The following is a 23,308-nucleotide window of genomic DNA, read 5'->3' as shown; positions in this document are numbered from 1 at the left end:
CTATATTAGTTGAGGAAGATGATATTCAAGTATCTAAATGTACTAATGAAGGAATAGGTATTGACTTAGGAATTAAAGATTTTGCAATATGTTCAAATGGAAGTAAATTTAAAAATATAAACAAGACTTCAACCGTCAAAAAAGTTGAAAAGAAATTAAAAAGAGAACAAAGAAAACTTTCAAGAAAATATGAGAGTTTAAAAGTAAGAAATAAAAATATAAAAGAAGGAGTAGCTACTCGTCAGAATATCCAAAAACAGATGGTCAAAGTACAAAAAATTCATCAAAGATTAGCTAATATAAGAACTGATTATATTAATAAAACAATATCCCAGGTAATAGAGCAAAAACCAAGCTATATAACCATTGAAGATTTAAATGTTACTGGAGTGATGAAAAATAAGCATTTATCAAAGGCTGTATCAAGTCAAAAGTTTTTTGAGTTTAGAACTAAACTAACTACTAAATGCAAACAAAATAATATAGAACTTAGAGTAGTTGATAGATGGTATCCATCATCAAAGACTTGTAGCCAATGTGGAGAGGTTAATAAAGGTTTAAAACTTAAAGATAGAGTGTACAAATGTGAATGTGGATTATCTATTGATAGAGATTTAAATGCAAGTATTAATCTTAAAAATGCTAAAAAATATAAGATGGCTTAAAAGCACTTATATATGTACGGAGGGCTAACTTCGGAATTTAAGCCTTTGGAGAACTATACCAAATCGTAGTAGCTTAGGCAAGGCGAGGTTCAATGAAAAAGGAAAAATCTCGATATGGATATATTTGACCATATTTTGAGTAGCAGGTTATATATGAAGTTTCATGAATTTTGAAATAAAAACAAACCACATATTATGTTGATTCATGGAGGAGGGAATGCATGGTGGAACTATTTACGACAAGCAGAAGTTTTGTCTAACAACTATTATGTGATACTTCCTACATTGGATGGTCATGGAGAAGAATATGAGACAACATACATTTCTACAGAGGATACAGCGAATAAGTTGATATCATATATAGATGAAAATTGTAGTGGGCATCTTTTTGCTCTATGTGGAGTATCACTAGGTGGTCAAATCGTCATGGAACTTTTATCTCGAAAGCCTGATATTGCTAAAAAAGCAATTATCGATGGTAGTATCTGCTACCCAAGACCTACTATGGCAAGGTTTTGTATTGCTGGTATCCGATTTTTTGGAGGGCTTTTATTTAGTAAGAAGGCTTGTCGCTTTCAAATTGCTATGATGCCAAAATTGTTACCTGAAAACATGCAGTATCCAGATGAAATAAAAGCATATTATATGACGGATATGCCACATGTAAGAAAAGAAACATTATATAATATGTATCGTACTTACATGATGAACTATACACTTAAAGATAATGTGAAAAAAACCACAGCACAAGTAATGTACTGGTATGGAGAAAAAGAAATGAAATGTGTTAAAAAATCTGCAAAAATGTTTCAGTCTTATGTATCCTCTTGTGAGATTTATGAAGCTAAGGGTTACAATCATGGATATTTATCTCTTTATCTTCCAGATGAATGGCTGGCAATTGCTGAACCATTTTTTCAGCAGGAATAAAGGAGTGAGATGCTTATAAGGTAATTGTTGCTTCTTTTTAGAAATGCAGTAAATAAAGGAGGTATGATATGAAAAAAAGTATATTAATTTTAGCTATTTCTGGAATTATAGTATCAACTACAAGTATACCAGTGATGGCGCAAGGGAATGAAGTATCTGATTTAAAATATCATGTAAAGCAGGCAGATACTAGAACAGTAACACAAACTAAAGGTGATAATAAGAAACCAAATTATGACCCTAAGTATCCTTTAAAAGGAATGTTAGAGCAGCTTGGTCTTAATACAACAGGAAAATTTGGATGGGACATTAATTATGGTGGAAATGAAAATGGAAATGAACTTAGAGCAGATGGTAAATATTATTATATAAATAAAGGATATGCAGGATTAGGTGCATACGCTGCTGCATTTGCAGGTGAACCATACAAGAGTGTAATATTTAAAAATCTTGACCCTATAAAAAGTATAGCAGGCAAAGAGTTGCTTACTTATGAGCAGACTAAAAATGAACTTGCAGTAATTAGAAATTTCCTAAATAGTTTCGATTGGAGAAATGCATCTGATATGGAAAAAGCGAATAGAGCTGCAAAACTAGTAATAGAGTCAAAATATGTGAGTGGTATAGCACATGATACAAATGTATATGGAAATCTTGTTGAAAAACGTGGTTCATGTGGAAGTTTTGCTAGTAGCTTTCATGTGTTGACAAGGCTAATGGGAATGAATTCGATATATCAGGAAGATGGAGCCTTAAACCATGCTTGGAACTATGTGCAAATTGATGGTAAGTGGTATGAATTTGATGGTTCTGAAGTTGCATTATATAGAACTTCAGCAGAGTTTAATTCTTCTAGACTAGAAAATGCAACAAAAACTATGCCTAAGTATTATGATGCTAAGGCATTATCTGTACTAGGTTTTAACCAATAAAACAAGAAAAGGCTCCTTAGGGAGCCTTTTTTATGATTAAATATTTTTAAACTCTTCAAAAAGTTGAATAAACACTTTCAAGAATATGTTTATCATTTAATTATTTTAGAGGAAATATCTAATGAACAAAAACTTAATATGAAAGTGATGGATAGATTAAAAGGTAGCGCCTATATAAATAGTTGCTACTTTTTTATGCTTGTAAATAAATGATAGATAAGAAAGTTTACTGACAAATTACTGACCAAACTCAATTTTCTTACATTGAAAGCCTTAATTTTACTTGTTTTAAATAAATTTATAGTTTTTTGTTATAAAATACTAAATTTTGTTAACAATTATAATTAGCATTTAATTTATACTGGAGGTTTATATGATTAATGTAAGAACAGACTTAGCTTTAGAAGCTAGTGAAATGTGTGAAAAGTCTCAAGAAGGAAGTAGTATTCCTGGGGTAGAAATAGAAATTAAAGAATTAGAAAATTGTATTGTAACTAAAGTGGAAGTAATAGACGAACAAGGTGCAGAAATAATGAATAAAGATATAGGGAAATATATAACTCTGGAAAGCAATCTTATGAAGTTTGATGATGATGAATCAAGAGAAGAAATGATAAGTTATTTAAAAGATGAATTGGTAGATATATTTGGACAAGACGAAAATAAAAAAACACTAGTAATCGGTCTTGGAAATAGAAATATTACTTCTGATGCATTAGGACCAAAAAGTGTATCCAAAACACTTGTGACTAGACATCTTTTTAAAAACTATAATAAAGATTATGATGATGATTTTACTGAGGTATCAGCTTTAAGCCCAGGAGTTATGGGAGTTACTGGAATAGAAACTAGCGAAATTGTAAAGTCATTAGTTGAAAAAGTAAAACCAGATAGAGTAGTAGCAATAGACGCATTGGCTTCGAGAAAAATGGAAAGAGTAAACTCTACTATACAGATATCAACAGCAGGAATATCACCTGGTGGAGGTGTTGGCAATACAAGAAAATCTCTAACTAAAGAAACTTTAGGAGTAGATGTTATTGCAATAGGAGTACCAACAGTGGTTGATGCAGCAACTCTTACAATAGATGTTTTAGATATGGCAATAGACAATTTAATAGCTCAATCAGAAGAAACAGAAAGTTTTTATGAAATGTTGAAAAAACTTAAAGAAGAAGAAAAATATCATCTAATAAAAGATTCATTAGATCCATATGACAAGAATTTAATAGTAACACCAAAGGATATAGATGATACAATCGAAAATCTATCTATAATAATAAGCGAAGGTCTAAATAGGTCTTTACATCCAGGTAGATTGGTATAAAATAAGGAGGAACAATTATGTTTAAAAAATGCATTAAAGTAGTAACCTTGACTTTTATATTAGCATGCATTTTACCAGGAAAGTCATTGGCTTTGAATCAAGATGATTTTTTAAAATTTTTAGTGAATTCATCTTATCCGGAAGCTAAAGTTGAAGGAAATGATACAGAAGATAAAAAGAATAATAAAAATAAAGAAACAAGCAAAGAAAATAAGGAAGAAAGTAAAGAAGAAAACAATAAATCTAAAGATGCAAGTAAAGTTGATAATAAAAAAGAGAGTGAAAAAGAATATATAAAACTTTATGTTGGTAAAGAAAATGTTCCAGATATTGAGTCAAAAAATTCAGACACAACTGAAACTAACACTACATCTAGCTCAGATTATAAGGATGATTTAAGGGTAACTAAAGAAAATCCAAGAATTTTGATATATCATACTCATGGATGTGAAACTTATTCAAATTCACCTGCTGGAAACTACCATTCAAGAGATAAGAAAAACTCAGTAATGGAAGTAGGAAGTACATTAACTAGTGCTTTAGATAGCAAGGGATGGGGTGTAGTTCATACAACTAAATATCATGACTATCCATCTTATAATAACTCTTATGCAAGTAGCTTAAAAACAATAAAAAGTATATTACCTAAATATAACTCAGTGGACATAGCAATAGACTTACATAGAGATGCTAGGGATTTAACTAATCCAGCCACTAAGGAAAAAGACCATTTAAAATATACAACTATGATAAATGGAGAAAGAGTATCAAAGTTTTTCTTTGTTGTAGGAGGTAAAAATACAAATAGAGCACAAATTAGAGCTTTAGCAGAGGATATAACTGCTTTTGCTGAAAAGAAATATCCTGGCTTAGTCTCTCCAATAGTAGAAAAAGACTATGCTAGATTCAATCAGTTTGCAGTTAAGAATCATATGTTAGTTGAAATAGGAAATAACGCAACAAGTTTAGAAGAATCTAAGGCTACTACAAAGTATCTAGCTGAGATATTGGATGAATATTTTAAACAAAAAAATTAGAGCTTAGGGTATAATTAGGAGCATGTTAAATGAGCCGATTAGAAAAAACTATAGAAAGTAAAAGTAAACTAAGAAAATACAAATATATCATGAGAGTTTTATTTTTGGTTATTATGATTATAGGTACATCAGTTTGTGTATTTATAGTAGACAGTAATGCAAAAAGTATGTTAGGAATGAAACAATATGATTTTCCAAGTATTAACTTTGATATGACAAAGTTTGACCTTAATATAACGAACTTTGATATACATGAAATAATCAAAAAATTTAATAAGTAGTAATAAGTGAATAAGGTTTATTGATTAAAATAAGCCTTATTTTAGTTATATATTTTTAATATATAAAATAAAAATGCAATAACTGTATTTTATAGGATTTACTTTAAGTTTATGATATTATATAATATTTAGTGTTAGACTTGATAATCCACATATAATGTGGATAATTTTGTTTAGTGCCAATTAGTTTATATTCAAAAATTTTAAATTTGATATATAAAGAGTTTTTAGATAATGTAAAATAATAACTATAAGAATAATTAAGAGGAGGGAATTTTAAGGTGGACAATAAACAAAGTAGAACTAGAAATTTTAGTATAATTGCACATATAGACCATGGAAAGTCTACCTTAGCTGATAGATTAATACAACAAACTGGGCTTGTTAGTGAAAGAGACATGAAAAGTCAATTACTTGACAATATGGACCTTGAAAGGGAAAGAGGAATCACTATAAAGCTTCAAAACATAAGATTAATGTATAAAGCGAAGGATGGAAATGAATATTATTTAAATCTTATAGATACACCTGGACATGTAGACTTTAATTATGAGGTATCAAGAAGTTTAGCTGCATGTGAGGGAGCATTATTGGTAGTTGACGCAGCTCAAGGTGTTGAGGCACAAACTTTAGCTAATGTCTATCTTGCCATAGACCAAGATTTAGAAATATTACCAATAATAAATAAAATAGATTTACCAAGTGCAAGACCAGAGGAAGTAAAACATGAAATAGAAGATTTAATTGGGCTTGACTCAAGTGAAGCACCTCTTATTTCAGCTAAGACTGGTTTAAATATAGAAGATGTCTTAGAAGATATTGTAAAAAATGTTCCTCCACCTAAAGGAGATAATGAAGCTCCATTAAAGGCATTAATATTCGATTCTTACTATGATGCTTATAAAGGTGTTGTAGCCTATGTTAGAGTATTTGAAGGAACTGTTAAAAAGGGTATGACAATAAAAATGATGAATACCAATAAAAAATTTGAAGTAACTGAAGTTGGTGTCATGGCTCCAGGTCAAACTGAACTTAGTGAATTATCAGCAGGTGATGTTGGTTATATTGCAGCTAGCATAAAAGATATAAGAAGTTGTCGTGTTGGTGATACAATAACAGATTCAAATAATCCTACAGAAGAACCTTTACCAGGATACAAAAAAGCTACTCCAATGGTATATTGTGGTATATATCCAGGAGAAGGAGAAAAGTATGAAAATGTTAGAGATGCTCTTGAAAAGCTTCAAGTAAATGATGCTGCACTTGAATATGAAGCTGAGACTTCAGCAGCACTAGGATTTGGTTTTAGATGTGGTTTCTTAGGTCTTTTACATATGGAGATAATGCAAGAAAGACTTGAGAGAGAATTTAATCTTGATATAATTACTACAGCACCATCTGTTATATATAGAGTTACAAAAATGGATGGAGAGGTTGTAATGATACAAAATCCTGCAAACTTACCAGAACCATCTGAAATAAAGATGATAGAAGAGCCTATAGTAAAAGGAGATATAATAGTTCCTAAAGACTATGTAGGTGTTGTTATGGAACTTTGCCAGGAAAGACGTGGAAACATGTTAAATATGGAATATATAGATGAGAGAAGAGTAATGCTTCACTATGACCTTCCTCTTAATGAAGTTGTTTACGATTTCTTTGATGCCTTGAAATCAAGAACTAGAGGTTATGGTTCTCTTGATTATGAGGTTAAAGGTTATGTAGCATCTACGCTTGTAAAACTTGATATATTAATTAATAAAGAGCAAGTTGATGCACTTAGCTTTATTGTTCATGAAACTCGTGCTTTCCCTAGAGGAAAGGCAATGTGTGAAAAACTAAAAGGGGAAATTCCAAGACATCAATTTGCTATACCTATACAAGCTGCTGTTGGAAATAAGGTCATTGCAAGAGAAACAATAAGTGCCCTAAGAAAAGATGTACTTGCTAAATGTTATGGTGGAGACATATCTCGTAAGAAGAAACTTCTTGAAAAACAAAAAGAAGGTAAGAAGCGTATGAGACAAATTGGTTCTGTTGAAGTTCCACAAAAAGCATTTATGTCTGTACTTAAATTAGATGAATAAATTCTTATAAATTTAGATAAAGATATTTAAAAGCTAGAGTGATTTTAGAATTGTTTCTAAATTAATCTAGCTTTTTTGTGGTATATTTTAAGTAAACTCATAGAAAATATAAGTAAGAATATATTAAAGAAGAATAAAAAGGTGATATTTATGATTAATATAGAAATTCCTAAAAAAGTAGACTATATAATTAAAGAATTAGAAAAGAATGGTTATGAAGCCTATATAGTTGGAGGATGTGTCAGAGATTGTTTATTAGATAGAATTCCAAACGATTGGGATATAACAACTAGTGCTAGACCTGAAATGGTAGTAGAGTTATTTGAAAAGACAATTCCAACTGGTATACAACATGGAACTGTAACTGTTATGATTGAACATGAACCATTTGAAGTAACAACTTATAGAATAGATGGCAACTACAGTGATGGTAGACATCCAGATTCAATAGAATTTACAAATAACATAGTTAAGGACTTATCAAGAAGAGATTTTACTATTAATTCAATTGCATACAATTCAAAGACAGGATTGGTCGACCCATTTAATGGTTATGAGGATATACAAAATAAATATATACGCTGTGTTGGAAATCCAGTAGATAGATTTGAAGAAGATGCACTTAGAATGCTTAGAGCAGTTAGATTTTCTGCACAACTCAATTTTAAAATAGCTGAAGGTACTAAGCAAAGTATCCACAAAAAGGCAACTTTGATAAAAAATGTTTCTATGGAAAGAATCCAGACTGAATTTAATAAAATGCTAGTGTCTGATTCATCTAAATTAAATTTATTAAATTCAACAGGTTTGTTGAAATTTATAGTGCCTGAAATCTGTGAATTAGAAGGTGTTACCCAAAATAATCCATATCATATTTATGATGTACAAAAACATACTTTAATAGCTACAGAAGTAATTGAAAACGAATTATATTTAAAACTTGCAATGTTATTTCATGATTTAGGCAAAAAAGTAACTAAAACAACTGACAAAAATGGGATTGACCACTTTTATACTCACAGTAGAGAGTCTGTAAAGATTGCAAAGAAGATTTTGAAGAGACTTAAATATGATAATTATACTATTAATAAAGTTTTGATATTGATACAATATCATGATTATAGAATAGAACCTAAAAGGAAGATAATTAAAAAGTTATTAAATAAACTTGAAGATATCGAACTATTTGAAGATTTAATAAAAGTTAATTGGGCTGATACACTTGCTAAAAATCCAAAATATGCGAAACAAAAGATATTGAATCTTATTGAGTGTGAAAAAGAATTTAAACATATAATAAATCAAAAAGAGTGTTTTAATATTAAAGATTTAGCTATTAACGGAAAAGATTTAATATCTATAGGGATAAAACCAGGTAAAGACATAGGACATATTTTAAATAAGATGCTTGAAATAGTTATAAATAATCCAGAGCTAAATGAAAAAGAAGTACTGAAAGAAAAAGCATTAAATATATATACATTTTAGACTCAAATATAAAAATTTTATTCTGATTAATTTGAAGATTAGAAAATACAATGCCCATTTAGATAATGTAAATAATTTTTAGAGAATATTTTAGAAACTAGGATTATGTAATTTTTAAATGTATAGAAAATTAATCTAGAATTAGTAGATTAATATAAAAAAAAACTTTGGGAATACTAAAACCATAAATTTATAAAATTAATATTTTATATACTGTAAAACAGTGAGGAGGAACAGGATGCGTACTCAACTACAAAAGACTATTGGTCTTTCAGCAGCTCTTTCTACTGTTGTAGGTATGGTTATAGGTTCGGGAGTTTTTTTTAAGCCACAAGCAATATACACTACAACTAATGGAGCTCCAGGTCTAGGTATTATAGCATGGTTTTTAGGTGGTTTTATAACAATAACTGCTGGGCTTACGGCCACAGAAATCTCAGCTGCTATACCAAAAACTGGTGGTATGATGATTTATATCGAAGAAATATATGGAGAAAAGTTAGGTTTTTTAACTGGATGGATGCAAACTGTATTATTTTTTCCAGGCACATCAGCAGCGTTAGGAGTAATATTTGCTCAACAAGCATCTGAACTTTTAGGTATGAGTCCAAGTAATTTGGCTAATGTACTTCCTATAGCAATTGGTGTTATACTCTTTCTGGCATTACTCAACATAATTGGTTCATCATTAGGTGGAAAAGTTCAGACAGTAGCTACTATTGGAAAGATGATACCTTTAATTTTAATAATAATCTTTGGGTTTATTAAAGGTCAAAGTAGTGAAGTATTAAATCCATTTGTAGGAGAGGGTGTTAATGTATCAAATGCACTTGGACAAGTACTAATAGCTACTTTGTTTGCATATGATGGTTGGATAAATGTTGGAGCTATATCAGGAGAAATGAAATCTCCAGAGAAAGACTTGCCAAGAGCAATAGTTGGTGGTTTATCGTTAGTTATGGCAGTTTATATTATAATAAATATAGCATATCTTTGGGTCGTACCAGCAAGTGAACTAGCAACAGTTACTTCACCAGCTACATTGGTTGCAACAAGATTATTTGGAAATTTAGGTGGAAAAGTAATAACTGTGGGTATATTAATATCAGTATTTGGTACATTAAATGGATATTTATTGACAGGTTCAAGAATACCATATACATTAGCTGAAATGGGAACTTTGCCAGCGTCTAAGACTCTTTTAAAAGTAAACTCTGGAGGTTCTCCTGTAAATTCAATATTACTAATAACTGTATTAGCCTGTGTATATGCATTATCTGGACAATTTAATCTTTTAACAGATTTAACTATATTTTCAATATGGGTATTTTATGTATTGACTTTTATAGGAGTTATGAGACTTAGAAGAGAAAAACCAGATTTATACAGACCGTATAAAGTTCCTTTATACCCAGTAATACCAATTATAGCTATATTAGGTGGACTGTTCGTAATAATAAATCAAATATTGACTTCAACAATAATATCTTTAGGTGGAATATTTATAACACTATTAGGTTTACCAGTTTATTATTATATGAAAAAAAGATAACTACCTAATTTAAGTTAGATGAATTTGGATAAAAGTAAAAATTAACTTTTATCCAAATTTTTTATAATATTACATAATATGAGTGTTATATATGTTACTTGATATGCTATCTTGTTTGATTTATAATTTAGTAATTGATGATTTAAGACAATTTAAGAAATGAGGAATAAAAAATGCTAGGACTTTATATACATATTCCATTTTGTGTGAAAAAATGTAAGTATTGTGACTTTAATTCTTATAAAATGGATATAGATTCAAAAAAAAGATATATAGAAGATTTAAAAATAGAAATGGAATTATACAGTAATAAATTATATAAAGATAATGAATATAAAAATAAAGAATGTTATAGTCTAAATAAAAATGACAAAATAACTAGTATATTTGTAGGTGGAGGTACACCTAGTATATTAACATCTAATGAAATAAGAGAAGTATTTACAAGTATAAAAGAAATGTTTAACATAGATGAGAATGCAGAAATAACTATAGAGTGTAATCCTGGTACATTGACATTAGAAAAATTAAGAACTATGAAAGATATTGGTGTAAATAGGCTTAGTATAGGATTACAAGCTGTTCAAGAAAAGCATTTAAATTTTATAGGAAGAATACATACTTATGAAGAATTTGAGAAAAACTATAAAGATGCGTTAAGTGTAGGTTTTAAAAACATTAATATAGATTTAATGTACAGTCTTCCAAATCAAACTTTGTGTGATTGGAAGGAAACTCTTCAAAAAGTTGTAGACTTAAATCCAACACATATATCGGCTTATTCTCTTATATTAGAAGAAGGTACTGAACTATACAATATGTATGAGAGTAATAAATTTGAACTTATAGATGAAAATGTAGATATAGAAATGTATGAGTATACGATAAACTATCTAAAGTCAAAAGGATATAATCAATATGAAATATCAAACTACTCAAAAGAAGGCTATAATTGTGAGCATAATATTTTATATTGGGAATGTGAACATTATATAGGATTTGGAGCAGGAGCTTCTGGCTATATCAATAAGAACAGATATAATAATTTAGAATCTTTAGAGGATTATCATTTAATGTTATCAAAAAGAAAAAAACCAATACAAGAAAGTGAAATTCTTTCTGAAAAAGATATGATAGAAGAAAAGATATTTATGGGGCTTCGAATGAATAAAGGTATAAAATTTGAAGATTTCAAAAAAAAATTTGGAATAGATTTTAGAGAAAAGTATAGTAAGCAAATAGAAATGCTATCAACTAGAAAGCTTGTAAATCAGAGCTTTGAAGGTATACAATTAACTCAAAAAGGAAGAGAAATATCTAATAGTATATTTATAGAATTTATGGAATAATTTTTAAGGTGTTGACAAAATAAATTTATAATGGTATATAATATATATAATCTTTTTAGCACTCGAACTTGGTGAGTGCTAACAGCTAGGAGGTATAATAATATGGAATTAAATGAAAGAAAATTAAATATCCTCAAAGCTATAGTTAAAGATTATATAGAAACAGCTGAAGCTATAGGTTCTAGAACAATATCTAAAAGACATGATTTAGGTGTTAGTGCTGCTACCATAAGAAATGAAATGGCTGACCTTGAAGAATTAGGATACTTAATTCAGCCTCATACTTCTGCGGGTAGAGTTCCATCTGAAAAAGGCTATAAGTTATATGTAAACTCTCTTATGAGTAAAAGTGAATTGGATGATAATGATAAGATTCTTATTGAACAATGTATGAATCACAATATAAATCATATAAAAGAATTGATTCATGAAACTTCTAAGCTATTATCTCAACTAACAAACTATACAACTGTAGCAGTCACTAAGAGTTTAATAAATCAAAGTGTTATAAAGCACATACAGTTGGTTGCCATGAATGACAATAATATTTTACTTATAGTTGTAACAGATAAAGGGGACTTAAAAAAAGCTAACCTTACAACTAATGTATATTTAGATCAATCTAAGTTAAATTTGATTTCTGATAATCTTACAAGGAAGCTCTTAGGTAAAAGTATAACAGATTTGGATGATAATCTAATTGCTTTTATTAAATACGAAATAAGTGAGTATTCTGGGCTTATAGATGAGCTTTTAAATGCTTTGAACTCAAATATGAAAGAAGAAGATTTTTCTCTATCATTAAATGGGGCTACTAATATATTTAGTTATCCAGAATTTAATGATGTATTAAAAGCAAAGTCATTTTTAAATATGTTGGAAAAAAAGGAAACGATAGCAGATATAATTAAATCAAAGGGAATACAAAAAGACAATCTAAATATAATAATTGGTAGTGATAATGATTGTGAACTGGCACAGGATTGTAGTATAGTTACAGCAACTTATAATGTAGATAGAGACTTGGTTGGGCGAATAAGCTTTATAGGCCCTACAAGAATGGATTATGCTAGAATTTACTCTATAATAAATTATATGAGTTTATTAATTAATAGAAAGTAAAGAAATTTTAAATTGCGAGGTGTAAAGTCTTGGATAAAAAAAATGAACAACAGGAAGTAAGAGAAGAAAATGATACTTCTATTAACCAAGAATCTGAAACTCAAGTAGAGTTAGAAGAGGAAGTTGTTAATGAAGAATGTGAAACGTCAGGTGAAAAAACTGATGAAAAAGAAGTTGATGATGAAAATGTAACAGATATAAATTCTAAGTTAGCAGAAAAGAAATTGCAGGATGAGTTAGATGAATTAAATGATAAATATCAAAGACTTCAAGCCGAATATGCAAACTACAGAAGAAGAACTCAACAAGAGAAAGAAACGATAGGTGTATTTGCAAATGAAAAGATAATAACTGAGTTGATACCAGTTATAGATAGTATGGAAAGAGCCTTAGATGCATGTGAAAATAAGGAAGATACTATGTATAAGGGTATAAGCCTTGTACATAAACAGTTAATAGACACTCTAGTAAAATTTGGAGTAGAAGAAATAGAAGCAGAATCTAAGGAATTTGACCCTAATTTACATCTAGCAGTTATGCAAGAAAGTGTAGATGGAGTTGAAGCAAATCAAATAGTAATGGTGCTTCAAAAAGGATATAAGCTAGGAACTAAAGTTGTAAGACCTTCAATGGTTAAAGTTTCTTGCTAAGTATAAATTAAAGGTTAAATTATTTAACTTAATATAAAATATTAAAATAAGTAAAACTTAATTATATAATTACTCGAGGAGGATTTTAGTCATGGGAAAAATAATAGGAATAGATTTAGGAACAACAAATTCATGTGTTGCAGTATTAGAAGGTGGAGAAGCACAAATAATAGCAAATAGTGAAGGTATGAGAACTACTCCATCAGTAGTAGCATTTACAAAAGATGGTGAAAGAATAGTTGGAGAACCTGCAAAAAGACAAGCAGTTACAAATGCAGACAAAACAATAACTTCTATAAAAACTCATATGGGAACTGATTATAAAGTAAATATAGATGGGAAATCATATACTCCACAAGAAATATCAGCAATAATATTACAAAAATTAAAATCAGATGCAGAAAGTTACTTAGGACAAACAGTAACAGAAGCAGTTATAACAGTTCCAGCTTATTTTACAGATGCTCAAAGACAAGCTACTAAAGATGCTGGTAGAATAGCAGGACTTGATGTTAAGAGAATAATAAATGAGCCAACAGCAGCTGCTCTTGCTTATGGTATGGATAAATTAGACCAAGAAAAGAAAATATTAGTATTTGACTTAGGTGGAGGAACTTTTGACGTATCTATACTTGAAATAGGAGATGGAACTTTTGAAGTTTTAGCTACAGCAGGTAACAATAGATTAGGTGGAGATGACTTTGACCAAATAGTAATAGATTATTTAGCAGAGGAATTTAAAAAAGCTGAAGGTGTAGATTTAAGAAATGATAAAATGGCTCTTCAAAGATTAAAAGAAGCAGCAGAAAAGGCTAAGAAAGAATTATCATCAACAATGAGTTCAAATATAAACTTACCTTTCATAACTGCTACAGCAGAAGGACCAAAACACTTAAATATAGATTTATCAAGAGCTAAATTTGAAGAATTAACTAGAGGTTTAGTTGAAAAAACTATGGAGCCAACTAAGACAGCTTTACAAGATGCAGGACTTTCTACAGGTGATATAGATGATGTATTATTAGTAGGTGGTTCTACAAGAATACCAGCAGTACAAGAAGCTGTTAAGAAATTTATAGGAAAAGAACCTCACAAAGGTATAAACCCAGATGAGTGTGTTGCAGCAGGTGCTTCTATACAAGCTGGAGTTTTAGCAGGAGATGTTAAAGACTTATTATTACTAGATGTTACTCCATTATCTCTTGGTATAGAAACTATGGGTAATGTAATGACTAAGATAATAGAAAGAAATACTACAATACCAACTAAGAAATCTCAAGTATTCTCAACTGCTGCAGATAATCAAACAGCTGTTGATATACACGTTCTTCAAGGTGAAAGAAGTATGGCTTATGACAATACAACTTTAGGAAGATTCCAATTAACAGATATACCACCAGCACAAAGAGGAATACCTCAAATAGAAGTTACGTTTGATATAGACGCAAATGGTATAGTTAATGTTTCAGCTAAAGATTTAGGTACAGGAAAAGAACAAAAAATAACTATAACATCAAACACTAATCTATCAGAAGCAGAAATAGAGCAAAAGATAAAAGAAGCAGAAATGAATGCAGAAGCTGATAAACAAAAGAAAGAAAAAATAGAAGCGTTCAATCAAGCTGAATCTACTATATATCAAACTGAAAAAACTTTAAATGAACTTGGAGATAAAATAAGTTCAAGTGATAAAGAGGATATAGAAAAAGCTATAGCAGACTTAAAAACTGTAAAAGATAATCAAGATGCTACAGCAGAAGAACTTAAGAAAGCTACAGATGAAGTAATGACTAAGTTCCAAAAAGTATCTCAAGAAATGTACCAAAAAGCAGCTCAAGAGCAACAAGCAACACAAGGTGCAGAACAAGCTCAAGACAATGGTCCTAAAGATGACAATGTAGTAGATGCTGACTTTAAAGAAGTAGATGAAGATAAATAAGCTATATAATATGTAACACTAAATGATAATTGGAGCATATATGATTTGTGAAAATCATATATATGTTAAAGATATATGGACAATACACATCATAAAGAATATAATATATCATAGATTATATAACTTAAAGTAGAATATAAGAATTAATGATAGCTTGTAGTTTATTATTCTACAAGCTATCGTTTTGTAAAATGAAGGTGGTGTCAATTTTTGAGTACAAAAAGGGATTATTATGAAGTCTTAGGTATCAGTAAAGGTGCAGAAGCTCAAGAGATAAAAAAAGCTTACAGAAAATTAGCAATGAAGTACCATCCAGATAGAAATCCTGGAGATGAAGAAGCAGAAGAAAAGTTTAAAGAGATAAATGAAGCTTATGAAGTTCTATCTGATGATACTAAGAGAAAAACTTATGACCAGTTTGGACATGATGGGCTGAATGGTCAAGGAGGTTTTGGTGGTCAAGGAGGATTTGGCGGTCAAGGCTTTGGTGGTTTTGAAGATATGTTCGGAGATATATTTGGTGACATGTTTGGAGGAAGCTTCGGAGGTGGAAGAGCAAGAAGAAGAGGCCCTCAACGTGGTGCAGATATAAGACAAAGTGTTACTATATCTTTTGAAGAAGCTGCATTTGGTAAAAAGATGTCTATAAAAGTAAATAGAAGCGAAGAGTGTGAAGAATGTAATGGAACTGGGGCAAAACCAGGGACATCAAAGAAAACTTGTTCAACTTGTAATGGAACTGGTCAAGTTAGAACTGTTCAAAGAACTCCATTTGGTAATATAGCAAGTTCAAGACCATGTAGTGATTGTAATGGAACTGGAGAAGTGATTGAATCTCCATGTAGTAAATGTCATGGAACTGGAAATACAAGAAAAGTTAAGACTATAGAAGTGGATATACCTGCTGGTATAGATGATGGTCAAATGATAAAACTTTCTGCTCAAGGTGAAGTGGGTGAAAAAGGTGCTCCAAGAGGAGATTTATATATTGTAGTTAATGTTAAGTCACATCCACTGTTTACTAGAGATGGAAATGATATTTACTTTGAAATGCCAATTACATTTGTTCAAGCAACTTTAGGTGATGAAATAGAAGTACCTACTTTGGATGGAAAAGTTAAATATGGTGTGCCAGAAGGAACACAAACTGGAACTGTATTTAGACTTAAAGAAAAAGGAATTCCTAGAATCAGAGGAAACTCAAGAGGAGACCAATATGTTAAGGTTGTAGTTGAAATTCCTAAAAAATTAAACGATAAGCAAAAAGAACTATTGAGAGAATTTGCGAAAGAGTGTGGGTCGAACGTCCACGAAAAGAAGAAAACCTTCGGACAAAAGATAGAAGATATGTTTAAGAAAAAGTAGTTAAAGTAGCCAATATATAATCATATTTTTGAAATCTTAGTTATTTATAAGATTGTCAAAGGAGATATTATGATTTTTATATTGGCTATTTTTGTATAAAAAATAAATGTGCATAAAATAAAACTGAATATAAATAATTTTCTGAAAAATACTTATCCTAAAATATATAATATGCTATAATATAATCAAATAAAAGAAAGGGGTGATTCCAGTGGGAACGGATGTGGCACTGCCAAATGACGAAGAAAACTTTATTGTAATATACAAAATAAAATTAGATGCTTTTAGTGCTAGATTAAGTACTGGAAAAACTCATGAGCTGGGATAATTATTGTAATTACCTAGACTCAAATTTTTAGTAGTAAAATAGTAATATTATATAGACAAGGCATCTAATTTTTAAATCTTTTGTATGAATTAAAATTTTTACAAAGGGTATATTTGATTAGAGTTTAGTTAGGATAACCTAATTTAAATTACTTTTAGTATGTACATGTGTAAAGAAATATGTATGTAGTATTAGTTGTTGTTCTGGATGTGTATGTAAAGAAATATGTGTCTGGTTAGGTAGATGTAAAGAAATATGCATATAATGTATATAATTTTTAGTATAAATTACTAAAGTATAAGTTTGTTTTGAACACTTGCCAAATTAAAATAATTAATAAAATAAACATCTTCTCATAGTAAGAATATACTGTGAGAAGATGTTTTTGCTTTGTATATAAACTTTTATGAAAAATTTGCATAGTGTCACATTTTAATATACTATATATATAATAAAATATAGGTAAAAATTAAATTATTCAAAAGAGAAAGGTGAAATGTGATGTATTATATAGGTGTAGACATAGGTGGAACAGGTATACAAGCAGGAGTAGTTAATAATTATGGGAAGATACTTTTTAGGTCAGAATGTAAAACAGTAATTGAAAAAGGTTTTGAAGGAATACTTAATGACATAAAAATAATGATTTATAAGTTGCTTGAAGATAACAAACTTACTATGAGTGACATAAAATCTATTGGATTTGGTGTTCCGGGATTTATAAACAAAGAGGGGTTAGTAACTTGTGTAAATTTAAAGTGGAATAGAAAAGCTTTTGATAAGGAACTAAAAAGGATATTTCCAGATGTTGAAATTCATGGAGAAAATGATGCAACAGTAGCAGCACTTGGAGAAGCAAAGTTTGGAAGTATGAAGGGCGCTAATGTTGGTGTTTTATATACTTTAGGAACTGGTGTAGGTGGAGGAATAATAATTAATCAAAAAGTATTTTCTGGAGCACATGGATTGGGTTCAGAAATAGGTCATCAGATTATAGGAGAAAACTATTTTAATTGTAATTGTGGAAATAATGGTTGTGTAGAAACTTTTTGCTCAGCAACTGCAATTATAAAGTATTCTCAAAAGCTTATACAAGAAGGGAAAAAGAGTAGGATTTTAGATTTAGCAGAAGGTGATTTAGAAAATATAAATGCAAAGATGGTGTTTGATGCATATAGAGAAAATGATTTAGTGGCAATTAAAGTAATAAATAGATTTAAAGAGTATTTAGCTAAAACTTTTGCAAACACGATAAATTCTTTAGACCCAGAAATTATATCTATAGGTGGAGGAATTTCTAAATCTAGTGATATAATACTTGATGGAATAGAAGATTTGGTAAGAAAATTCGTATTGTATAAAAAAGAAGAGATAGCTAAAATTACATGTGCAACTTTGGGTTCAGACGCAGGTATTATAGGAGCAGCTTTTTTATAAGGTAAATGAACTGCTTATTGGAGGCGTGATATATGGGTAAAACAAATGCTAGAAGAACGCTTTTTTTGATAGCCATAGGTTCAGGAACTATGCTAAATCCTCTTAATTCTTCTATGATTTCACTTGCTTTACATAGTATCCAAAATGATTTTCATATTAGTTTTACAACTGTATCTTGGATTGTTTCAGCATTTTATTTAGCTAGTGCTATTGCACAACCAGTTTCAGGTAAGATAGGAGATTTAATAGGTAGAAAAGTCTTATTTTTGAGTGGTTTAATACTTGTAATTTTATCAGCATCTATAGTACCATTTGTTCAATCGTTCTTTATATTGATTTTTATAAGAGTAATTCAGGCAATTGGAACAAGTACATTATATCCATCTGGAGTTGCTCTTATACAAAATAATATAAAAGAAAGACAGTCTTCTGCATTAGCGGTTCTAACCATTTTTGCTTCAATTACAGCAGGATTAGGTCCAACACTTGGAGGATTATTGTTGGATTTAGGAGGATGGCATGCTATATTTCTTGTAAATATACCTATTGTTTTGGTTTCTATATGCTTAGGGTATTTTTTATTCCCAAAGGAATCAAAAGATAAGAAATCTATAAAAGAGACTTTAAAAAATGTTTTGTCAAGATTAGATGTCATTGGTATACTTCTATTTTCAATTGCAATGATTTTTATATTGTTATTTTTGCTATCTATGAAGGAGTCTTTTAATTTAGAACAACTTGTACTAGGTGTAATATTGATGAGTCTTTTTATTTGGCATGAGTTGAGAATAAAATTACCATTTATAGATATTAAGCTTTTTATAAGTAATCCTAAATTGTCAAAAGTTTACTTACAGTTTATTATATTAAATTTCTTTAATTATATTTTGTTTTTTGGTCTTCCTAGTTATTTTCAAGATGCATTACACTATAGTGCAAAATCAACTGGGTTATTTATGTTATTTATGTCTGGTATAGGTATATTTATATCTCCATTAACTGGGAAATGGATAGATAAATCTGGAACTAGATTGCCCCTTATGATGTCATCAATTTTTATGCTTATTAGTGCAGTACTTCTTTCAGTAATTTTTGTTTATATACCAGTAATAGGAAAGGGCATTATTTTATCATTAGCGGGCATTAGTTATGGAGTTGGTAATGTAGCATTACAATCCTCAATGTTTAAAGAAAGTCCTCCTGATAGTATAGGAACAGCTTCTGGTCTGTTTCAAACTAGTCGTTATTTAGGTTCTATTTTAGCAACTGTTTTACTTGGAATGGTATTTGAGGCAAGCATAACATCAGAACAATTTCAGATATTAGGATATGTAATGGTGGTCTTAGGTGCAATAAGTTTTTTATTGAATTTTATATTAAAGAAAGAATTAAGAAATGTAAAATAGTGGATTTATGGGTTTAATAGGTCTGATAGTTAATAGCTTTGAAAGTATTATTTGTAAAATATAAATGATTGGATAATTATAAATTTAAAGCTTTGAAGTACAGAATATTTGACAAGTATACAATATTTTGAATTAAAATTAAGCAGAAATTTGAATTAGTCTTTCAAATTTCTGCTTAATTTAATAGTTAAATTTTTTTATATAGAAAATAAGATTTGACACTCAGATAAAAAATCATTGCATTTTCAAAGTTCTTTAAATCAAATCCAAGTATCTCATTAATCTTTTCCAATCTATATACTAGTGTGTTTCTATGTAAAAACATACTAGTAGATGTTTTAGAAATGTTTAAGTCATTATTTATAAACTTTATTCCTGTATATAGAAGTTCTTCATCAATAGATTTAATCTTATTAAAGTCTATTAACTTATTAAGTATACTATCCTCATTAATTAAATCTAAAGTTTTATATCTAATAAGGTCAAATAAATTTAAAAACTTATTTTCAGCATTGTCTTTTACAACATGAGGTAGTAAATCAGAACATAACTGTAATCTAAAATCAAAATCAGATTTATTATCTAATTCACCAAGATAAAAAATATAAGTACTTTGATAAGTTTCAGCTTCAATTATATTTTGTGTAGTTACATTAATATCTAGGTTATATTTAGAATTTACTATAAAAAAACCATTGTGTTGTATTATATTTATATCTTCATATAAATTATAAAAGATATTTTTTAGATACTCAAAGTCTATGTGAGATTGATAAATTAAGTAAAAGTTACCTTTTAGATTATCAAGATTATTTTTATCTAGAAAATCAATAACATAAATAATATTATTGAAAGTAACTAAATGGCTATTAGCATTTAAACTTTGATTTTTATATGGATAGATATTTATTTTTTTATTAAGTTGTCTTTCTAAAAAATCTTTTAACTCTTCCATAAAGTCTCCTTAAAAATAAGATTATATTCTTATCTTATAGCTAAAGTAGTTTCTTTGTCAAATATGTGTATTCTACTATTGTCAACTGAAAGTGTTAAGTCATCACCAACATTAATTCTGTTTTTACTATCAAATCTAATTGTTATCGTATTTTCACCTAGTTTTAAGTGAGCATAAGTTTCTGCTCCCATAAGCTCTTTTATTTCAATCTTTGATTTAAAACAAGTATCTGGATTAGATTTAACAAAAGCATCTTCTACATGAATATCTTCTGGTCTAATACCTACAACAACTTCATTATTAATATAATTATCTTTTATTAAATCATAGTGTTTCTCCTTATTCAATTTAAGCTTAATATGTTCATTTTGTACATAAATTTCGTTGTTTTCTTCTATTAATGTTACATTAATAAAGTTCATCTGTGGTGCTCCAATAAACCCTGCAACAAATATATTAGCTGGATAGTCGTATACATCTTGTGGAGTTGCAATCTGTTGAACCACTCCATCTTTCATTACTACAATTCTATCAGCCATAGTCATAGCTTCAACTTGGTCATGTGTTACATAGATAAATGTAGTTCCAAGCTGTTGATGTAATTTAGTTATCTCTGTTCTCATGGCAGTTCTAAGTTTTGCATCTAAGTTTGATAGAGGCTCATCCATTAAGAATACCTTAGGATTTCTAACTATTGCACGTCCTAAAGCAACCCTTTGTCTTTGTCCTCCAGATAGTGTTTTAGGTTTTTTATTTAAAAGAGATAATAAATCTAATATTTTAGCAGCTTCTTTAACTTTTTTGTCTATTTCATCTTTTGGTAATTTTTTAAGTTTAAGTGCAAATGCCATGTTTTCATAAACAGATAAATGAGGATATAAAGCATAGTTTTGAAAAACCATAGCTATATCTCTATCTTTTGGTTCTATATCATTGGCAAGTTTATCTCCAATGTATAGTTCTCCAGAAGATATTTCTTCAAGACCAGCAATCATTCTAAGTGTAGTCGATTTACCACAACCAGATGGTCCTACTAAGACGATAAATTCTTTATCTTTAATGTCTATGTTTATATTTTTTACTGCGTTAAATCCATTTGAGTAAAGTTTTGATATATTTTTTAAAATTACTTCTGACATAATATTCTCCTTGATATTTAAATTTTAATTATATAGTATCAAATTTTTTTATTATATTAAATGTGTAAAATGACTAAACTTTTTTGTTTAATAATGTAGTTATTATTATTCTAATGTATAATATATATTATTATGTAATATGTAAAATATATTAAAAAGTGATATCTGTCATTATTTTAGTGGAAGTTAAGAATTTATATATTTTAATGAATAGTTATGAGCTTAATCTAGTAAAAATTGGAAAATTTATTTTATGTAAGATATTATTAATAAAAATTTATAAAACAAAAAAACATTATATTTATGATATAATAAAAGTTATGGAAAAATAGGAATATTACTATAAAGAAGAGAGGTAAACTTATGAATAATTGGATAGAAGTAACTATAAAAACAACAACAGAAGCAGTTGAGCCTATAACAAATATACTATATGAACAAGGAGCTGGAGGGGCTGTAATAGAAGACCCAAAAGACTTTTTATTTCAAAAGAAAAATGAACTAGATTGGGATTATGTTGAAGAAGAAGTATTTAAAAAGAATGAAGAAGATGATGTCCTTATAAAAACTTACGTTTCTGAAGAAAAAAATGTGATGGAATTTGTCGAAATAATAAAGCAAAAAGTTTTAGGATTAAAAGATTTTGGTATAGATATAGGTGAAGGAAGTGTATCATTAGACCAAGTAAATGAAGCTGATTGGGCAAATGCATGGAAAGCATACTACAAACCAACAAAAGTGGGACAAAGGGTAGTAGTAAAACCTACATGGGAAGATTATGCTATCAAAGATGGGGATTTAATCATAGAGCTTGACCCTGGAATGGCGTTTGGTACAGGAACACATGAGACTACTAGTATGTGCATTAGAGAATTAGAAAAGTATGTGAATAAAGATTCTAAAGTATTTGATATTGGTTGTGGTAGTGGAATTCTTGCAATAGCAGCAGCCAAATTAGGAGCAAAAGAAGTTGTAGCTGTAGATTTAGATGAAGTGGCAGTAAAAGTTGCAAAAGAAAATGTCCTTGAAAATAAAGTTGAAGAAAATGTATCTGTAATGCATGGTAATTTAACAGATGTAATAAAAGATAAAGCTGATGTAATAGTTGCCAATATAATAGCAGACATAATAAAGATACTTGCAAAAGATGTACAAAACTTTATGAAAGAAGATGCTATATTCATATCTTCAGGTATAATTTTGGATAAAGTAGAAGAAGTTAAAGAAAGCTTAATTGAAAATGGATTTGAAATAGTTGAAGTTCAAAAATTAGGTGAATGGTCAGCAATAGTTTCTAAGCTTAAAAAATAAGGGATATG

At 29.1% G+C, this 23,308-nt stretch carries 18 protein-coding genes and 1 pseudogene; 17 read left to right on the top strand and 2 right to left on the bottom strand.

Going from position 1 to position 23,308, the window contains the following annotated elements; all coding sequences use genetic code 11:
- The 16 genes and pseudogenes from KGF42_RS10880 to KGF42_RS10805 all read left to right on the top strand — a co-directional run.
- On the top strand, positions 1-665 hold a 665-nt coding region (locus KGF42_RS10880; RefSeq protein WP_227826308.1), incomplete at its 5' end, for a transposase.
- 189 nt (positions 666-854) lie between these two features.
- Positions 855-1,595 (top strand): annotated as a pseudogene (locus KGF42_RS10875) (alpha/beta fold hydrolase); the annotation flags it as partial.
- 68 nt (positions 1,596-1,663) lie between these two features.
- A complete protein-coding gene (locus tag KGF42_RS10870) occupies positions 1,664-2,527 on the top strand; it encodes a transglutaminase domain-containing protein (RefSeq protein WP_227821217.1) in 864 nt (287 codons plus the stop codon).
- 373 nt (positions 2,528-2,900) lie between these two features.
- Positions 2,901-3,854 (top strand): GPR endopeptidase, encoded by a 954-nt coding sequence (gene gpr / locus KGF42_RS10865; RefSeq protein ID WP_227821218.1) that lies wholly within the window; start codon positions 2,901-2,903, stop codon positions 3,852-3,854.
- A 17-nt stretch (positions 3,855-3,871) separates the two neighbouring features.
- Complete coding sequence (spoIIP, locus tag KGF42_RS10860) at positions 3,872-4,891, top strand: stage II sporulation protein P (RefSeq protein ID WP_227821219.1); 1,020 nt, start codon at positions 3,872-3,874, stop codon at positions 4,889-4,891.
- A 29-nt stretch (positions 4,892-4,920) separates the two neighbouring features.
- A complete protein-coding gene (locus tag KGF42_RS10855; protein WP_227821220.1) occupies positions 4,921-5,172 on the top strand; it encodes a hypothetical protein in 252 nt (83 codons plus the stop codon).
- Between the two features lie 281 nt (positions 5,173-5,453).
- On the top strand, positions 5,454-7,259 hold the full coding sequence (gene lepA, locus KGF42_RS10850; protein ID WP_054274465.1) for a translation elongation factor 4: 1,806 nt from the start codon (positions 5,454-5,456) through the stop codon (positions 7,257-7,259).
- Between the two features lie 150 nt (positions 7,260-7,409).
- The gene (locus KGF42_RS10845) at positions 7,410-8,747 is read left to right on the top strand and encodes a CCA tRNA nucleotidyltransferase (RefSeq protein WP_227826307.1); all 1,338 of its coding nucleotides are present in this window, start codon (positions 7,410-7,412) and stop codon (positions 8,745-8,747) included.
- 238 nt (positions 8,748-8,985) lie between these two features.
- Positions 8,986-10,299: an amino acid permease gene (locus KGF42_RS10840; RefSeq protein WP_227821223.1), complete on the top strand. Its 1,314-nt coding sequence runs from the start codon at positions 8,986-8,988 to the stop codon at positions 10,297-10,299.
- Between the two features lie 173 nt (positions 10,300-10,472).
- Positions 10,473-11,648: a radical SAM family heme chaperone HemW gene (gene hemW, locus KGF42_RS10835; RefSeq protein ID WP_227821224.1), complete on the top strand. Its 1,176-nt coding sequence runs from the start codon at positions 10,473-10,475 to the stop codon at positions 11,646-11,648.
- 102 nt (positions 11,649-11,750) lie between these two features.
- A complete protein-coding gene (gene hrcA, locus KGF42_RS10830; RefSeq protein ID WP_004454754.1) occupies positions 11,751-12,770 on the top strand; it encodes a heat-inducible transcriptional repressor HrcA in 1,020 nt (339 codons plus the stop codon).
- Positions 12,771-12,799: 29 nt separating this feature from the next.
- A complete protein-coding gene (gene grpE, locus KGF42_RS10825) occupies positions 12,800-13,420 on the top strand; it encodes a nucleotide exchange factor GrpE (protein ID WP_227821226.1) in 621 nt (206 codons plus the stop codon).
- A 91-nt stretch (positions 13,421-13,511) separates the two neighbouring features.
- On the top strand, positions 13,512-15,359 hold the full coding sequence (dnaK, locus tag KGF42_RS10820) for a molecular chaperone DnaK (protein WP_107595608.1): 1,848 nt from the start codon (positions 13,512-13,514) through the stop codon (positions 15,357-15,359).
- 210 nt (positions 15,360-15,569) lie between these two features.
- Complete coding sequence (gene dnaJ / locus KGF42_RS10815; protein ID WP_227826306.1) at positions 15,570-16,724, top strand: molecular chaperone DnaJ; 1,155 nt, start codon at positions 15,570-15,572, stop codon at positions 16,722-16,724.
- An 829-nt stretch (positions 16,725-17,553) separates the two neighbouring features.
- Positions 17,554-18,489: an ROK family protein gene (locus KGF42_RS10810; protein WP_227826305.1), complete on the top strand. Its 936-nt coding sequence runs from the start codon at positions 17,554-17,556 to the stop codon at positions 18,487-18,489.
- 32 nt (positions 18,490-18,521) lie between these two features.
- Positions 18,522-19,895 (top strand): MFS transporter, encoded by a 1,374-nt coding sequence (locus tag KGF42_RS10805; protein ID WP_227826304.1) that lies wholly within the window; start codon positions 18,522-18,524, stop codon positions 19,893-19,895.
- Between the two features lie 187 nt (positions 19,896-20,082).
- Here KGF42_RS10805 and KGF42_RS10800 read toward each other — a convergent pair whose 3' ends face one another.
- On the bottom strand, positions 20,083-20,850 hold the full coding sequence (locus tag KGF42_RS10800; RefSeq protein ID WP_227826303.1) for a helix-turn-helix domain-containing protein: 768 nt from the start codon (positions 20,848-20,850) through the stop codon (positions 20,083-20,085).
- A gap of 29 nt (positions 20,851-20,879) precedes the next feature.
- A complete protein-coding gene (locus KGF42_RS10795) occupies positions 20,880-21,989 on the bottom strand; it encodes a sn-glycerol-3-phosphate ABC transporter ATP-binding protein UgpC (protein WP_227821231.1) in 1,110 nt (369 codons plus the stop codon).
- Between the two features lie 363 nt (positions 21,990-22,352).
- Here KGF42_RS10795 and prmA point away from each other — a divergent pair, with 363 nt between their 5' ends.
- Positions 22,353-23,300, top strand: a complete 948-nt coding sequence (prmA, locus tag KGF42_RS10790; RefSeq protein ID WP_227826302.1) for a 50S ribosomal protein L11 methyltransferase — start codon at positions 22,353-22,355, stop codon at positions 23,298-23,300.
- Positions 23,301-23,308: the final 8 nt, after the last annotated feature.

It is taken from the genome of Clostridioides sp. ZZV15-6383 (assembly GCF_020657735.1).
GTDB lineage: Bacteria > Bacillota > Clostridia > Peptostreptococcales > Peptostreptococcaceae > Clostridioides > Clostridioides difficile_D.
This window is presented reverse-complemented; position numbering and strand designations above follow the sequence as displayed.

Bases quoted from the DNA above. Each gene is read 5' to 3' on its own strand.
- KGF42_RS10870 (WP_227821217.1), top strand. From the start codon at position 1,664: ATGAAAAAAAGTATATTAATTTTAGCTATTTCTGGAATTATAGTATCA.
- gpr (WP_227821218.1), top strand. From the start codon at position 2,901: ATGATTAATGTAAGAACAGACTTAGCTTTAGAAGCTAGTGAAATGTGT.
- spoIIP (WP_227821219.1), top strand. From the start codon at position 3,872: ATGTTTAAAAAATGCATTAAAGTAGTAACCTTGACTTTTATATTAGCA.
- KGF42_RS10855 (WP_227821220.1), top strand. From the start codon at position 4,921: ATGAGCCGATTAGAAAAAACTATAGAAAGTAAAAGTAAACTAAGAAAA.
- KGF42_RS10845 (WP_227826307.1), top strand. From the start codon at position 7,410: ATGATTAATATAGAAATTCCTAAAAAAGTAGACTATATAATTAAAGAA.
- KGF42_RS10840 (WP_227821223.1), top strand. From the start codon at position 8,986: ATGCGTACTCAACTACAAAAGACTATTGGTCTTTCAGCAGCTCTTTCT.
- hemW (WP_227821224.1), top strand. From the start codon at position 10,473: ATGCTAGGACTTTATATACATATTCCATTTTGTGTGAAAAAATGTAAG.
- hrcA (WP_004454754.1), top strand. From the start codon at position 11,751: ATGGAATTAAATGAAAGAAAATTAAATATCCTCAAAGCTATAGTTAAA.
- dnaK (WP_107595608.1), top strand. From the start codon at position 13,512: ATGGGAAAAATAATAGGAATAGATTTAGGAACAACAAATTCATGTGTT.
- KGF42_RS10810 (WP_227826305.1), top strand. From the start codon at position 17,554: ATGTATTATATAGGTGTAGACATAGGTGGAACAGGTATACAAGCAGGA.
- KGF42_RS10805 (WP_227826304.1), top strand. From the start codon at position 18,522: ATGGGTAAAACAAATGCTAGAAGAACGCTTTTTTTGATAGCCATAGGT.
- KGF42_RS10800 (WP_227826303.1), bottom strand. From the start codon at position 20,850: ATGGAAGAGTTAAAAGATTTTTTAGAAAGACAACTTAATAAAAAAATA.
- KGF42_RS10795 (WP_227821231.1), bottom strand. From the start codon at position 21,989: ATGTCAGAAGTAATTTTAAAAAATATATCAAAACTTTACTCAAATGGA.
- prmA (WP_227826302.1), top strand. From the start codon at position 22,353: ATGAATAATTGGATAGAAGTAACTATAAAAACAACAACAGAAGCAGTT.